Here is a 14,949-nt window from a genome sequence, read left to right on the forward strand (position 1 = left end):
CGCCTACATCGCGGTGCGCAGCGCAATGGCATCGCACGCCGGCTCGAGCGCCTCGCGCGGCAGCTTCGCGCGGCGCTCCGGCGACAGTCCTTGCAGCGCGAGACGACCGCGCAGGCCCAGAAAATACTCGCGGATGAACGGATGATCGACGCCCGCCACTTCTTCGACCGGCGCCGCGACCAGCACCTTGCGATCGGCCAGCACCGCGACACGCGACGACAACGCGACCATCGTGTCGAGATCGTGCGTGACCATCACCACGGTCAGCCCGAGCGCGCGATGCAGCGCGCCGATCAGCTCGACGAACTCGTCGGACGCCTGCGGATCGAGCCCCGCGGTCGGCTCGTCGAGAAACAGCAGCTCCGGTTCGAGTGCGATCGCGCGCGCGATGCCAACCCGCTTCACCATCCCGCCGGACAGCGCGGCCGGCATCTTCGATGCGTTCTTGCACGGCAGCCCGACCATTTCGAGCTTCAGCATCACGATGTCGCGCAGCAGTTCTTCCGGCACCTTGCCGAGCTCGCGCAACGGCTGCGCGATATTGTCGAACACCGACAGCGACGAAAAGAGCGCGCCCTGCTGGAACAGCATGCCCATCCGGCTGCGCATCAGGCGCGCTTCTTCGGGGTCGATCTCGGACGTATCTTCGCCGAACACCTTGATGGTGCCCGACGTCGGCCGCTCGAGTCCGAGGATCTGCCGCATCAGCGTGGTCTTGCCGGAGCCGGACCCGCCGACGATCGACACGATCTCGCCGCGCCTCACGTCGAAATTCAGATGCTGATGCACGACGTTGCGCCCGTAGCGCTTCGTCAGGTCGCGCACTTCGATCACGGTTTCGGCGATCTCCGGCAGCGGCTGGTCCCGTACGGCATGTGTAAGCGGCGCAATCATGAGAGCCCCACGTTCTGGAAGAGAATCGCGAACACCGCGTCCGCGAGAATCACGACCGTGATCGACGTGACCACCGAACTCGTCGTGCCTTCGCCGAGGCTTTGCGAATTCGCCTTGATGCGAAAGCCGAAATGGCAGCCGACCAGCGCGATCAGCATGCCGAACGTCGCGCCCTTGCCGAGGCCGATCCACAGATTCGCGACCGGCACGACGCCCGGCAGCGAGCGGGCGAAGTACGACATGTCGATCTGCAGCACGATCTTGGCGGCGAGCGCACCGCCGGCAAGCGCGACGATATTGGTCCACATCACGAGCAGCGGCATCGCGATGGCAAGCGCGATGACGCGTGGCAGGATGAGCCGCAAACCGTGCGGAATGCCCATCACACGCATCGCGTCGAGTTCCTCGGTGACCCGCATCACGCCGATCTGCGCGGTGATCGACGAACCCGAGCGCCCCGCGACCAGAATAGCCGACAGCACCGGCCCGAGTTCGCGGATCACCGACAGCCCGAGTATGTTGACGATAAACTGATTCGCGCCGAACAGACGCAACTGCTGCGCGGACAGGTAGCTGAGCACGATGCCGATCAGAAACGCGACGAGCGCGATGATGGGCAGCGCTCTCGCCCCCGCATAGTAGACATTCGCGGAAATTTCTTTCCACGGTGTGATCTTCGGGTTGCGCGCAACCGCGAGCAGATCGAGCACGACGCGGCCGAACATCGCGATGCCGCCGTGCAGATGCTCGAAGAACGAAAAGAGACTCAAACCGAGCCGCGTGAACGGGTCGGGGCGCGACACCGTCTCCGGATTCTCGCGTTCGCGGTCGAGCAGCGCGATGCGGTCGAAGATGTCGCGCTGCGTGGCATTCAACGCGACCAGATTCGCGGGCAGCCGGTAGCCCCACATGCGCCACAGCGCCTGGCCGCCGACATGGTCCAGCCGGTCGATGCGCGACAGATCCCATTGCGCCACGGTGTCGACGCCGATCAGCTCGCGCAGGCGCGGCAGCGCGCGGCCCTGCGAACGGTCGCGCGCGAGCGCGAGCGCGGTCCACTGGCCGGACAGCCGGACAATCTTGCCCTGTCTGCCTGCCGCGACTTCGAGGCCGGGCGGAGTGTCGTAGTTCAAGGCGCTGGATAGTCGTTGTCGGATTAACGGGCATTGTAACGAACGCGCCGCCCGGCGGCCTTGCAGCGTTGCCCGGCCCGGCGCTGGCGCACCGCCGGTGCTTGCGACCGGTCTGAATGGCTACAATACGCGGCATGACTACATCCACTGCATCCGGTCCCCGCCCGGACGACGACTGGCGTATCGATCGCGCCCGCGCGATCACGCTATTCGGTCCGGCCGCCCACGACTGGCCGATCGAGATCGTCGAGGAAACCGGCTCCACCAACGCCGATCTGATGGCCCGCATGAAAGCGCTGCCGCGCAAGGCCGACGCACTCGAGCGGCCGATCGTGCGGGTCGCGTATCTGCAGACGGCCGGCCGCGGCCGGCGCGGCCGGCCGTGGTATGCGGAACCGGGCAACGCGTTGCTGTTCTCGGTGGCCTGCGTGCTGCCGTGTCCGCTTGAAGGACTTGCGGGCCTGAGTCTCGCGGTCGGTGTCGCACTGGTCGACGGTCTGCGTTCGCTGCCGGTCGCGGGCCCCGGCCAGATCGCGCTGAAATGGCCGAACGACGTGCTGCTCGAAGGCGACAAGCTGGCGGGCATCCTGATCGAAACCGCATGGAGCACGGACGACGCGAGCGCGGTCGTGATCGGCATCGGCACCAACGTGAAAGGCGCCGACGAACTGGCCGCCAAGGTCGATGCGATGAATAGCGGCGTGCCGCCCGAAGCGCGCGGCGCCGCGCCGACTGCGCTGTCGCGCGCGCTGCCGAACGCGAATCTCACCGATACGCTCGCCGCCGAGCTCAATGCGCTCGAACCCGCGCTGCAGCGCTTTGCCGCTGAAGGCTTCGCACCGTTCCAGCCGCGCTGGAACGCGTATCACGCGTACGCCGGCCGCGAGGTGCTGCTGTTCGAGCAAGGCGTCGAAGTCGGCGGCGGGACTGCGGCGGGCGTCGACGAGCGCGGACAACTGCTGCTCGACACGCCCGCAGGCCGCACCGCGATCTCGACCGGCGATGTGTCGTTGCGGCTCGCCGGGCGAGGCGACGCATGAGCGGCGCGCCTTTTCTGCTGATCGATGCGGGCAACAGCCGCATCAAATGGGCGCTCGCGGATGAATACGGCGCGCAGAAACAAAACGGCGCCTTCACACATAGCGGCTTGCTGGTAAAGGGTATCGGCGATCCGCTCGTCGCCGAGCATGAACCCGACTGGGGCACGCTGCCGGCGCCCGGCGGCGCGTGGATCTCGAACGTCGCGGGCGAAGCGGTCGCGCGGCGTATCGACACGCTGCTCGACCTGCACTGGCCCGCGCTGCCGCGCACCACGATTCGCGCAGCGGTGCAGCAATGCGGCGTACGCAACGGCTACACGACGCCGGCGTCGCTCGGCAGCGATCGCTGGGCTGGCATGATCGGCGCACGCGCCAGCTTTCCGGACGAAAACCTGCTGATCGCGACCTTCGGCACCGCCACGACTCTGGAAGCGTTACGCAAGGACGGGACGTTCGCAGGCGGGCTGATCGCCCCGGGCTGGTCGCTGATGATGCGCGCGCTCGGCGAGCACACCGCGCAATTGCCGGTGGCGATCGGTAACGGCACACCGGTCGCGCTCACCGACGACCTTCCGCCCGGCGTCGCGCCGGCCGCCCCGCGCGCGCCACACGCGTTATCCTTCGCGACCAATACGCTCGATGCGATCGTGTCCGGCTGCGGACTCGCGCAGGCCGCATTCATCGAGCGGATGTGGCGCCGCCTGCAGGACGAATGGGGTGCGCCGGTGCGGCTGGTGGTCGGCGGCGGTGCGGCCGGTGAAGTGGCCGGCTCGCTGCAGGCGCCGCATACGCGGCATGACGCGCTCGTGCTCGCGGGGCTCGCGCTGATCGCCGTAGACAGTACCGCCGCGCGCCCCGCATAAGAAACAGAAACCTGTAGTCGCCGATGCCGACTGACACCACACGACGGAGATTCCCACCATGCTGCGCTGGCTGATCACGCTGCTCGTCATTGCCAATGTGTTGGCCTTCGCCGCGGTGCGCGGCCTGTTCGGACCCGAGCCGGCCGCGGGCACGCGCGAGCCGTTTCATCTGAACCGGCAGATTCATCCGGAATGGCTGCGGCTGCAGCCGATGTCGGCCGCCGATGCCGCGGATCAAGCGGTGGTGGGCGGTCCCGCGCCGGTCGCGCCGATCGCCGCATCGGCGCTCGCGCAGTAGCGGTGCCGGGCGGAGGGCCCGTCGGACCGAGCCGAGTTTTCCTGCCGAACCGAACCGTGCGACGGGTTATTTCTGCTGCGCGCGGACCTTCTTCAGCAACGCGGTGGTGGAGCGATCGTGCTCGAACGGAATCGCGAGCGCGCGCCCGCCCCAGCTGCGCACCCGTGCCGATTCCGGCAACACGTCCATGTCGTAGTCGCCGCCTTTCACGAGCACGTCGGGATGCAGCGCTTCGATCAGCTCAACCGGCGTGCGCTCGTCGAAACGCACCACCCAATCGACGCTTTCCAGCGCAGCCAGCAGCGCCATCCGGTCGTCCTCGTGATTGATCGGGCGGTCGTCGCCTTTGCCCAGCATGCGCACTGACGCATCGCTGTTCACGCCGACAATCAGACACGCGCCCAGCGCCTTCGCATCCGCGAGATAGGTGACGTGACCGCGATGCAGTATGTCGAATACGCCATTCGTGAACACCACAGGTCCGCGCAACGATGGGCGACGCTGCGCGAGCGCGTCGCGTGTCGTGAGCTTGCGTTCGAAAGAAGCGGTCATGGCGAAGGGAAGTGGGTGACGGAAATTGCCGAAACGATACACGTGTCGACGGCCATTGACGAATGCATGCTGTCTTTTCCGCTTTGTCGCCGCGTCGGATGCAAAACGGCCCGGCTGGCTTGCGCCCGCCGGGCCGCGACAATCAGCAATGACGCAGCGACGACATCCGATTTGCGTCTGTTCGGCTGTGGTTCAGACTGGCCGCGCTATCGACGCTGCCGGCCGGCGATCATCAGGCCGGTTGCTGCGCCGGGCCTTGTTCGGCAGCCGGCGTCTGCATGCGCGCGACCACTTCCTTGCGGTAGCGGTTCAGTTCCTGCGCCGTATTGAACGTGCGCTCGAACAGCAGCGACAGGTTGTGCAGGATCCGCTCGACGACCTTCTTTTCCCAGCCGTCGTCGAAACGGATCTGCTCGTCGAGCCAGCGTTCGAGCCATTCGGGATCCGGCAGACGCGACTGGATCGTGTCGCGCGGGAACAGCGCCTGATTCACATGCAGGTTGGTCGGGTGCAACGGCTTTTCGGTGCGGCGAGCCGACGCCATCAGCACGCCGATCTTCGCGAATGCAGCGCGCGCGACGTCGCCGAAATTGCCCATCGCCTTTTTCATGTAGCGCAGGTAGGCGCCGCCGTGGCGGGCCTCGTCGCGCGAAATGATTTCGTATATGTGCTTGATGACCGGCTCGGTATGCCACTCGGCAGCCCGGCGATACCAGTGATTCAGACGGATTTCGCCGCAGAAATGCAGCATCAGCGTTTCGAGCGGCGGAGCGGGATCGAATTCGAAGCGCACCGCATGCAGTTCTTCTTCGGTGGGAACCAGCTCCGGTTTAAAGCGCCGCAGATATTCCATCAATACCAGCGAGTGTTTTTGCTCTTCAAAGAACCATACGCTCATGAACGCGGAGAAATCGCTGTCGTGATGATTGTCGCGCAGGAACATTTCCGTGGCGGGCAGCGCGGACCATTCGGTAATCGCGTTCATCTTGATCGTTGCGGCCTGCTCATCGGTGAGCAGCGACGCGTCGAACGTGTCCCACGGAATGTCTTTTTCCATGTCCCATCGGACCGACTCGAGCGATTTATACAATTCCGGATAAAGCATGGTGTTCATAGTCCCACCCCTGTTCTGCGCAAGGCGACGTCTGTTTGTGTCTGTCTAACTACTTATTGCCACTTTTTGCTGCTGACGCACGAAAGCCGCGCTTTCGCCAGCGCAGCATTCAATTTTACGCGGTAATCGGTCGCCCAGAGAAATCTGTGGCAAAGAAGTACCAGCGGCGTTTTAAGCGCTTGTGAAATGTTTCGTTCACAATGCGCGGCCAACCGTGGGTGAGGGAGACCCTGTGCCTGAGGTCAAGCCAGCTCGCGGCGCAACGCCGCGGTGAACCCTTGCGCCGGGACACCCGACGCATTGCGACCTGCTGGCATGGTAGTTTTCGACGCAGGCTCGCGGGCTGAAAACTGGATCGAATAATAACACGCCCACCCAGCCTGACCGTTTCGGACAGGCGCTGGAAAGCGGCCGAAACGCGAATGGTTGATGCAGAACAACGCCGGGGCCACGGGCGGCGCGATGTGACGGGCGGTGTTCGCGAAAACGGTGCTCCCGCCAACTAGCCGGTAAAAAATTCAACGTGGATGCACATCCTGCTGCAGCGGTCACCGGCGCGGCGCAGCACCGCCGCAGCAAGCCCGCAGCAAGTCGCCGTGCAGGCCCGCGGGCACGGGCGGTCGACACCGCGCTCGCCCCGGCCGTCGCGCTGCAGCGCCGGTCCGACAGGGTTACTCCTGCTGATCCGGCGTCTTTCCCGATGCGGCCTTGGCGCTGCGCCTCGCTGCCGGCGCGCGCTTCGCGGCGGCGCGTTTCGCTGCCGGCTGCCGCGCGTCCGCCGCTCCGCCCCCGCTGTGGCTGTGGGCGGTCCGGTCGCCATGATCGGCGCGCGTTTCACCAGCACCGCTCACGGCTTCGCTTCGCGCCGCGTCCCCCTCGCCACCCGCCGCCATGCCCGGTTGCGACATCGCAAACTGCGCGATCTGGTTGAACTGCGATTGCAGCAGATTCCACCAGCCCGACGCGTCGAACCCCGGCGGCGGCGCGCCTTCGCCTGCTTCCTGCGTCGCGCCGGCTGGTTCGGCGGAGGATGCCGTCGTATCGTCCGGGCGCGACTCCGAGGGCGTATACGCCGCGCGCGGCGACGCTGTGTCGGCGGCCGGCTGCGTCATCGACGACTGGGCGAACGCACCGAATGCGCGCAACGTCGCGAGCGTCGCGCGTTGCACCTCGAGCGCCTGAATCGCCGACTGCAGCATATTCAGGTTCAGCTTCAGCCACTGCTCGACCGCGCGCATGTCGGTGATCCGCTTGTCGAGCTCTTCGACATTGGTGAGCGGCGCCATCATGTCGGACATCATCGACAGCGAGGGCACGAAGCCTTGCGCAGCACCCGGCTGCGTGCCGGGAAACGCGGCGCCGAACGGTGTGAGACGCATCATCCCCCACATCCGGTCGAGCATTTCGGCGGGCGGGAAACCGGGAAATCCGGGGAAGGGCGGCGTGGAGCCGGGCGTGTCGGTCATCGTTGATCTCCTCGCTGCGTGACGTTACGTTATCGAGCGCCGTGAAAACGAAGCGCGGAAAATTGAAACTCACCGTGTTCGGGGCCGAGGCCCAGCAGGGCTTCGTTCGCCGGCGTCCGTCGGATCATACCGCCCACACCGGCCCCGGAAGTATCGTAACGATACGCTGTGGGCGTCGGCTCACTTCTCGCTAGCGGGAAAATCCGGTGTGCGGCGTTCGCGCAGCGATGCCACGCCTTCGTGCACATCCGGTCCGGCGAAACCCATGAATTCGAGCGCGAGCGACGTATCGAACGCCGGCCCCGCCGAGCGCAGCCAGTTGTTCAACGCGTATTTGGTCCAGCGGATCGCGGTTTGCGAGCCGTTCGCCAGCTTGCGCGCGACCTCGAATGCCTTCGCGAGCAAATCCTGTTCATCGACCGCGAGCGACACGAGCCCGATCCGTTCCGCCTCCGCGCCGCTCACCGGCTCGCACAACAGCAGGTAGTACTTCGCCTTCGCCATCCCGCACAGCAGCGGCCAGACGATTGCCGCGTGGTCGCCCGCCGCGACGCCGAGGCGCGTATGGCCGTCGATGATGCGCGCCGTTTTCGCGGCGATTGAAATATCGGCGAGCAGCCCGGCCACCAGCCCCGCGCCGACCGCCGGCCCGTGCATCGCCGAGACGATCGGCTTGCCGCAGTTGATCACGTTGTAGACGAGATCGCGCGCCTCGCGCCACACACGCGTGCGCACGGCGAAATCGTCTGCCATCTGCTCGACCAGGTTCAGATCGCCGCCAGCGGAAAAGCCCTTGCCTTCGCCGCGAATCAGCGCGACGCGCGCATCCGGATCGCGGTCGACGTCGCGCCAGATCTCGGCAAGTTCACGATGCGTCTGGGCATCCGCCGTCGCGAGGCTGCTGCGATTCACGCCCTCGCCGCTCATCACGATCTCGACGATCCCCGGCGAATGCCGCCGCACCCGTAGCGACTGATAGTGCGCGTAGAACGACGGATTGCTGACATGCGATTGATCTGTCATGGCGATGCTCCCCGCAGTGATACCGCTCAGGTGCCGCTCCGAATACGCTCTGTTGCCGCTTGCCGCTTGCCGCTTGCCACTCGCCGCGCCTCGCGCTGACGCTGAACGCGGCGCTCTACAGCTGGCTGCTGCTCGCGCGATGCGCGCCCGCTTCCAGCGGCGCCACGGCCTGCTCGATCGAACCGAAGATCGACTTGCCCGCTTCATCGAACATGTCGATCTTCACCGTGTCGCCGTATTTCATGTACGCGGTTTGCGGCGCGCCGTGCTCGATCATCTCGAGACAGCGCTTCTCCGCAATACAACAATAGCCACGTTTCGCGTCCTTGTTCGACACCGTGCCCGAGCCGACGATCGTCCCGGCGCGCAGGTTGCGCGTCTTCGCCGCGTGAGCGATCAGCTGCCCGAAATGAAACACCATGTCGACGCCCGCATCCGGCTGGCCGACTTTCTTGCCGTTCCAGTGCACGATCATCGGACGATGCACGCGGCCTTCGCGCCAGTCGCCGCCGAGCTCGTCGGGGGTGGCCGCGATCGGCGCGAACGAGGTGGCCGGTTTGCTGTGGAAAAAACCGAAGCCCTTCGCGAGTTCCGCGGGAATCAGTTCGCGCAGCGACACGTCGTTGACGAGCGTGACAAGGCGGATGCTTTTCAATGCCTGGTCGGGCCTCGCGCCCATCGGCACGTCGCCGGTGATGACCGCGACCTCCGCCTCGAAGTCGATGCCGTATTCCTCGGATGCGCAGACGATGTCGTCCTTTGCGCCGATGAAATCGTCGCTGCCGCCCTGGTACATCAGCGGGTCGGTCCGGAACTCGGGCGGCATCTCGGCGCCGCGCGCGCGGCGCACCAGTTCGACGTGGTTCACGTAGGAGGAGGCATCCGCCCACTGAAACGCGCGCGGCAGCGGCGCCATGCACGCTTTCGCATCGAACGCGAACGTGTTGCGCGCGCGCGCCTGGTTCAGCGCGTCGTACAGGTCGCGCAGTTGCGGCGCGTAAAAGGTCCAGTCGTCGAGCGCGCGTTGCAGCGTCCCGACGATCGCATCGGCAAGCGCGGCGGTTTGCAGATCGCGGGACACGACGATCAGTTGACCGTCGCGCGTGCCGTCCTTCAGCGTGGCAAGTTTCATAGGCAATGAAGCATCTGGGTGACGATAGGAGGAATGTATTCTACGATGGTGAATCCGCGCAGCCCAAGCGTTGCATGCGGCGCGTCGCAATCGGCGGCTCCGGTTGCCGCGTGCGTTCCACGTTGCGAATTTCACACTATCGCTCATGTCGCCCACAGCCCGCCCGGGCGTTCGCCCGGTTATCCGCGCAGTCAGCCCATCCGATACGCCCGATTCCGCCGTCACTGCGCCGACCGGCGAGACGCATGACGGCAGCGAAGAAAAACCGCGCTCGGGCATTCAGTCGATCGAAGTCGGCTTTCGCCTGCTCGACGTGCTGACTTGCGAGCCGCGCCCGATGATGCTGCGCGACCTCGCGCAGCGCGCGGGTATGAGTCCTGCGAAGGCGCATCGCTATCTCGTGAGTTTTCTGAGGCTAGGCGTCGTTGCGCAAGATCCGCTGTCCGGCCGCTACGAACTGGGCGGCTTCGCGTTGCAATTGGGCCTCGCTCGCCTTGCGCGGGTCGACGGCGTGAAACTCGCGCGCAGCGCGCTCGCGGAGTTGCGGGACCGGCTCGACGTGACGGTCGGCATCGCAGTATGGGGCAATCAGGGGCCGACGGTCGTGCACTGGATGGAATCGAGTTCTCCCGTCAAGGCGTCGTTAAAGCTGGGCGACGTGATGCCGCTGCTTCGTTCGGCAACCGGTCTGTTGTTCGCGGCCTATCTGCCGCGCGGCAAGACGGCCGCGATGATCGATCGCGAACTCGCGGATACGCGCCGTTCATCGCAAGCCGGCGCGCCGCGCGATGCGGAGGATGTCGAACGCCTTCTCGCAGAGGTGCGCGCACACGGCGCGGCGCGCGTCGAGGGCACGCTGCTGCCGACGATTCACGCGTTCTGCGTGCCGGTATTCGATTCGACCGGCGAGCTTGCGCTCGGGCTGATCGCACTGGGTCACGAAGGCACATTCGACATTCGCTGGGACGGCGAAGTGGATACCGCGTTACGCGAATGCGCGGGAAAGTTGTCGTATGAACTTGGGTACAGTTCGATGCCGCGCTAGCGATGCAAGCCGGGTTTGTTGCTGGTTGCTGGTTGCTGGTTGCTGGTTGCTGGTTGCTGGTTGCTGGTTGCTGGTTGCTGGTTGCTGCGTGTCGCTCGCCTGCTTGCCATTACGCGCGTGGGACGCCGGCCGCAGCGGCACGCTCCAACGTTCCTCGCACGCCTTGCGTCACAATGCTCACCTACGCCACGCACGTTGATGCGTGACATCACACTAACATCGCTCGCTTATTCACTTCTTCGCCAGCAGGGTCTCGCCGCCTCGATGTCGTCTCCATCCGCCGCACGCCGCCCCGATCGTCCGCCGCCAGCCGCCGCGCCGCGCCGCTCATTGCGCTGGCGCTGGATCGCCGTGCTGGTGATCGTCGCGAGCACGCACTGGATGGCCGCGCAATGGTTCGAGCGGCATCGCGACACGTTCAAGCCGGCCGATACGCAGCATGCGCCGGTGCAAGTTGCGTTGCTGAAACCCGAACGCATCGAACAACAGCCGGCCGGCGCGGCACCTGCTCACGTGACGCCGGAACGGCAGCCGCAATCGCGCGCCCGCAGTGCGGGTGAACATGCGTTGACTGCGATCACGCCCGAGCCCAAACCGCACAAGCCGCCGCCACGCGCGCTGCCGCCGGCCGCGCAAACCGCGACCGCCGCGCCGCAAGGTGCCGAAGCCGCGAGCGACGCGGCCAGCGCGGTCGCGGCCAGCGCCGCAGCGGGCGCATCGGCATCTGCGCCGACCGCGGCAAGCGGCGCAGGCACAGGCACAGGCACGGGCACGGGCACAGGCACGGGCACAGGCACAGGCGCAGGCACAGGCACAGGCACAGGCACAGGCACAGGCACAGGCAACGGCACGAACAGCGCCAATGGCAACGCGGCGCACGCCACACCCGGCGCAAAGTTTTCCGTTCCGCCGTCCGGCGACCTCGCATACGACACGTTTTACAACGGTGTGCGCAACCAGCCCGGCACGATTCACTGGGACAGCGACGGACACACCTATCGTCTCGTCGTATCGGTGCCGCTGCCGTTCGTCGGCACCTATAGCTACGAAAGCCATGGCCGGATCGACGCATTCGGTCTCGCGCCGGATCAATACGTCGAAAAGCGCGGACATCGTGGCGAAGACGTGACAGTCTTCAATCGTGAAACGAAGCAGATCGTGTTCACACGCACGCCCGCAACGCTCGCGTTGCCGGATGGCGCGCAAGATCGCTTCAGCATGATCATGCAGCTTGCGAGTCTCGTGCGCGGCGCGCCCGCGGCGTACCAGCCGGGCGTCACGCGCGAGTTCTACGTCACCGACAACGACAGCGGCGAAGTGTGGCCGATCGAAACGATCGGCAACGAAACCGTGCGCACCGAGCAGGGCTTCGTCGATGCACGACACTTCATGCGCTTGCCGCGCCATGAAGGCGACCGGCGCCGCATCGACGTGTGGCTCGCACCGTCGCTTGGATGGCTGCCGGTACGTTTCGTGCAAACCGAGCCGAACGGCACGCAGGTCGAACTGCTATGGCGCGGACAACTCGACGCGTCAGCATCAGGCGCAGCCAGTGCGGGCACACCGGGCGCAAACCCGGCAGGTTCGGCCGATATGCAACCGGATGCGCCGCCCAGCGCTGCGCCAGCGACCGGCCCGGACACGGGCAACGAAAAGCCCTGAGATCCAGTCGGCCACGAGTGGCCACGCCGGCGCTTCGACGACGGCAGAACTTCTGCCCGATGCGTCGCTCGCACGATATCCGGCATCACGAACCGGACGGTGCAAGCGCTGCGCACGCACCGCTCACCGCACCACTCTTGAACAAGGAGCACGCATGCAAGTGAACGTCAACGGCATCGATACCCGCTATGTGCTGAGCAACGAAAGCGGTGGCCCATGGCTCACGTTCATCCATCAGTTGGGCGGCGACCTGTCGATCTGGGACCAGCTGGCCGGCTACTTTCGCAACAACTACACGGTATTGCGCTATGACGTGCGCGGGCACGGCCAGAGCGCCGCGCCCGCCGCGCCCTGCACCGTCGCCGATCTGTCGAACGACCTTGCCGCGCTGCTCGACGCACTCGGCGCGGCGCACACACATGTGGTCGGCATGTCGCTGGGCGGCGCGATTGCGCAACAGTTCGCGCTCGATCATGCATCGCGGGTCGACACGCTGACACTCGCCGATACCTTCGCCTTTACCGCACCCGAAGCGCGCAGCATCTGGGATCAGCGCGCCGACGCGGCACGGCGCGACGGCGTCGCGTCGCTGATGCCGGCGTCGCTCGAACGTTGGCTTACACCCGACTTTCGGCGCGCGCATCCGGAAGTCGTCGAACAGATTCGCGATGTGTACGTCCATACTTCAGTCGAGGGTTTTGCGCTCGTATGCGCGGCGCTGCGCGATTTCGATGTGCGCGATAGACTGTCAGCTATCCGGGCACCGACCCTCGCGGTCGCGGGACGTCACGACACAGGCACGCCTCCTGCTGCTACACAGGCGATATCCGATGCGGTCCGGGGGGCGCGGTTCGAGTTGCTGGACGCCGCCCATCTGGCGCCGATCGAGCAGTCGCAACGTTTCGCCGGGCTGCTCGAAACGTTTCTGCAACCGCGGGTCTAACCAATAGGTCCGGAGAATTAAAAGCATCACGCCGGATCCACCCCTTGAATTCCACGCCAAACGCTCCACGTACGGCGCAGGACTGGCCCGGAGCCAACGGAAATAAGGAGTGTCGCCATGCAAATGATCTACAACAGCCCCAACTACTGTGTTGTCGAGTTCCCGCCTCAGGACGGGCACCTCGCGATGAAGTCAGGCGGTTATGAGATTGTCGACAAGAACACGCAACGTGAAATTTACATCGACGGTGCAATGGCGGCGAGCTTTCGTGAGCATGTACAAAAGCTGATCGAAGAAGAACCCTCGCTCGATGAAGTCGACGAGTTCCTCGGCCAGTTCGACAGCCTGATGAACCAGCCAGTCGTGCTCCACTAACGAGCCCGCTGCAGCGACACGCCAGGCAACGTTTTACGACCCCGTCCGGCACGCCGGACGGGGTTTTTCATTATGGTTGCCGCAAAGCGCGCGATTCCCCTTCGCCAGTCGCCGCGTGCCGCCTCCGTCCCGCCTTGGCCACACTTTGGCCGCTTCGGCATAACGGCGCGCGGCGTGCGCAATGGCGGGCTACAATGTTGCGATTTATGAAAGGAACCGGCCGGAATGCCGGCCCATACCCTTCTGCCATGAACCAGCCTGCTTCCACCGCCGCCTCGAACAGCGCCGCCGGCTATACGCGCGGCGCGCTCCTGCCCCTGCTGCTGCCGTCGCGCATCCTGATACTCGACGGCGCGATGGGAACGATGATCCAGCGCTACAAGCTGGACGAGGCGCAATATCGCGGCGAGCGTTTCAAGGACTACGCGCGCGACATCAAAGGCAACAATGAATTGCTGTCGATCACGCAACCGCAGATCATCGGTGAAATTCACGAGCAGTATCTCGCCGCGGGCGCCGATATCATCGAAACGAATACGTTCGGCGCCACCACCGTTGCGCAGGCCGACTACGGCATGGAAGACCTCGTCGTCGAGATGAATCTTGCGTCGGCGAAGCTTGCGCGCGCCGCCTGCGACAAGTATTCGACGCTCGACAAGCCGCGCTTCGTCGCCGGCGCCATCGGGCCGACGCCGAAGACCGCGAGCATTTCACCGGACGTCAACGATCCGGGCGCGCGCAACACGTCGTTCGACGAATTGCGCGCGGCGTACTACCAGCAGGCGAAAGCCTTACTCGACGGCGGCGCCGATCTGTTCCTCGTCGAAACGATCTTCGATACGCTGAATGCGAAGGCGGCGCTGTTCGCGCTCGACCAGCTGTTCGAGGACACCGGCGAGCGTCTGCCGATCATGATCTCAGGCACCGTCACCGACGCATCGGGCCGCATTCTGTCCGGCCAGACCGTCGAGGCATTCTGGAATTCGCTGCGTCACGCGAAGCCGCTCACCTTCGGCCTGAACTGCGCGCTCGGCGCGGCGCTGATGCGCCCGTATATCGCCGAGCTCGCGAAGCTATGCGACACGTATGTCTCGTGCTACCCGAACGCGGGCCTGCCGAACCCGATGAGCGACACCGGTTTCGACGAGTTGCCCGCCGATACATCCGGTCTCCTGAAGGAATTTGCCGAAGCAGGGCTCGTGAATATCGCGGGCGGCTGCTGCGGCACGACGCCGGAACATATCGCCGCGATCGCGAAAGCGCTCGCCGAGGTCAAGCCGCGCAAGTGGCCGACCCAATACCGCGACGCGGCCTGAGCCCGTCGTTGCGACTGATGTGCCATTGATCCGCCGCTGATTCGCGACCGACACCTTCGCATTCATCTGCGACGCCAACCCACGCAACCCTGC

General features: G+C 65.4%; 15 protein-coding genes. 8 read left to right on the plus strand and 7 right to left on the minus strand.

Features of this window, described 5'->3' with window-relative positions:
* Positions 1 to 3: 3 nt before the first annotated feature.
* Positions 4 to 894, minus strand: a complete 891-nt coding sequence (locus HV675_RS12585) for an ABC transporter ATP-binding protein (protein WP_175111245.1) — start codon at positions 892 to 894, stop codon at positions 4 to 6.
* Entirely contained in the window at positions 891 to 2,027 is a 1,137-nt protein-coding gene (locus HV675_RS12590; protein ID WP_175111246.1) for an MlaE family ABC transporter permease, read from the minus strand. The genes HV675_RS12585 and HV675_RS12590 overlap by 4 nt, the downstream gene beginning before the upstream one ends.
* 134 nt (positions 2,028 to 2,161) lie before the next feature.
* On the opposite strand from HV675_RS12590, the gene HV675_RS12595 reads away from it, so the two are divergent.
* From HV675_RS12595 to HV675_RS12605, 3 genes are read left to right on the plus strand one after another with little or no spacing between them, the layout of a single operon-like run.
* Positions 2,162 to 3,067 carry a biotin--[acetyl-CoA-carboxylase] ligase gene (locus HV675_RS12595; protein ID WP_175111247.1) on the plus strand — a complete coding sequence of 302 codons (906 nt, stop codon included), beginning with the start codon at positions 2,162 to 2,164 and terminating at the stop codon, positions 3,065 to 3,067.
* Complete coding sequence (locus HV675_RS12600) at positions 3,064 to 3,930, plus strand: type III pantothenate kinase (protein ID WP_175111248.1); 867 nt, start codon at positions 3,064 to 3,066, stop codon at positions 3,928 to 3,930. The genes HV675_RS12595 and HV675_RS12600 overlap by 4 nt, the downstream gene beginning before the upstream one ends.
* Positions 3,931 to 3,988: 58 nt before the next feature.
* Positions 3,989 to 4,228 carry a hypothetical protein gene (locus HV675_RS12605; protein WP_175111249.1) on the plus strand — a complete coding sequence of 80 codons (240 nt, stop codon included), beginning with the start codon at positions 3,989 to 3,991 and terminating at the stop codon, positions 4,226 to 4,228.
* A gap of 66 nt (positions 4,229 to 4,294) precedes the next feature.
* Here HV675_RS12605 and rfaE2 read toward each other — a convergent pair whose 3' ends face one another.
* The 5 genes from rfaE2 to HV675_RS12630 all read right to left on the minus strand — a co-directional run bounded on the left by rfaE2 (position 4,295) and on the right by HV675_RS12630 (position 9,515).
* Positions 4,295 to 4,780 carry a D-glycero-beta-D-manno-heptose 1-phosphate adenylyltransferase gene (gene rfaE2, locus HV675_RS12610; protein ID WP_175111250.1) on the minus strand — a complete coding sequence of 162 codons (486 nt, stop codon included), beginning with the start codon at positions 4,778 to 4,780 and terminating at the stop codon, positions 4,295 to 4,297.
* Positions 4,781 to 5,012: 232 nt separating this feature from the next.
* Positions 5,013 to 5,894, minus strand: a complete 882-nt coding sequence (locus HV675_RS12615) for a ferritin family protein (protein ID WP_175111251.1) — start codon at positions 5,892 to 5,894, stop codon at positions 5,013 to 5,015.
* A gap of 671 nt (positions 5,895 to 6,565) precedes the next feature.
* On the minus strand, positions 6,566 to 7,360 hold the full coding sequence (locus HV675_RS12620; protein WP_175111252.1) for a PhaM family polyhydroxyalkanoate granule multifunctional regulatory protein: 795 nt from the start codon (positions 7,358 to 7,360) through the stop codon (positions 6,566 to 6,568).
* Positions 7,361 to 7,540: 180 nt separating this feature from the next.
* A complete protein-coding gene (locus HV675_RS12625) occupies positions 7,541 to 8,383 on the minus strand; it encodes an enoyl-CoA hydratase/isomerase family protein (protein WP_175111253.1) in 843 nt (280 codons plus the stop codon).
* Between the two features lie 115 nt (positions 8,384 to 8,498).
* Positions 8,499 to 9,515, minus strand: a complete 1,017-nt coding sequence (locus tag HV675_RS12630) for a fumarylacetoacetate hydrolase family protein (RefSeq protein ID WP_175111254.1) — start codon at positions 9,513 to 9,515, stop codon at positions 8,499 to 8,501.
* A gap of 145 nt (positions 9,516 to 9,660) precedes the next feature.
* Between HV675_RS12630 and HV675_RS12635 the strand changes: the two genes are divergently transcribed.
* The 5 genes from HV675_RS12635 to HV675_RS12655 all read left to right on the plus strand — a co-directional run bounded on the left by HV675_RS12635 (position 9,661) and on the right by HV675_RS12655 (position 14,856).
* On the plus strand, positions 9,661 to 10,560 hold the full coding sequence (locus HV675_RS12635; protein WP_175111255.1) for an IclR family transcriptional regulator: 900 nt from the start codon (positions 9,661 to 9,663) through the stop codon (positions 10,558 to 10,560).
* 381 nt (positions 10,561 to 10,941) lie between these two features.
* Positions 10,942 to 12,222 carry a DUF3108 domain-containing protein gene (locus HV675_RS12640; RefSeq protein WP_417629473.1) on the plus strand — a complete coding sequence of 427 codons (1,281 nt, stop codon included), beginning with the start codon at positions 10,942 to 10,944 and terminating at the stop codon, positions 12,220 to 12,222.
* 154 nt (positions 12,223 to 12,376) lie between these two features.
* Positions 12,377 to 13,165 (plus strand): alpha/beta fold hydrolase, encoded by a 789-nt coding sequence (locus tag HV675_RS12645; protein WP_175111257.1) that lies wholly within the window; start codon positions 12,377 to 12,379, stop codon positions 13,163 to 13,165.
* Positions 13,166 to 13,282: 117 nt separating this feature from the next.
* Complete coding sequence (locus HV675_RS12650; RefSeq protein WP_175111258.1) at positions 13,283 to 13,540, plus strand: BTH_I0359 family protein; 258 nt, start codon at positions 13,283 to 13,285, stop codon at positions 13,538 to 13,540.
* A gap of 248 nt (positions 13,541 to 13,788) precedes the next feature.
* Positions 13,789 to 14,856, plus strand: coding sequence for a homocysteine S-methyltransferase family protein (locus tag HV675_RS12655; protein ID WP_175111259.1), 1,068 nt, complete (start codon positions 13,789 to 13,791; stop codon positions 14,854 to 14,856).
* The last annotated feature ends 93 nt before the right edge of the window (positions 14,857 to 14,949 follow it).

This window comes from Paraburkholderia solisilvae, from assembly GCF_902859875.1.
In the GTDB taxonomy this organism is placed as follows: Bacteria; Pseudomonadota; Gammaproteobacteria; order Burkholderiales; family Burkholderiaceae; genus Paraburkholderia; species Paraburkholderia solisilvae.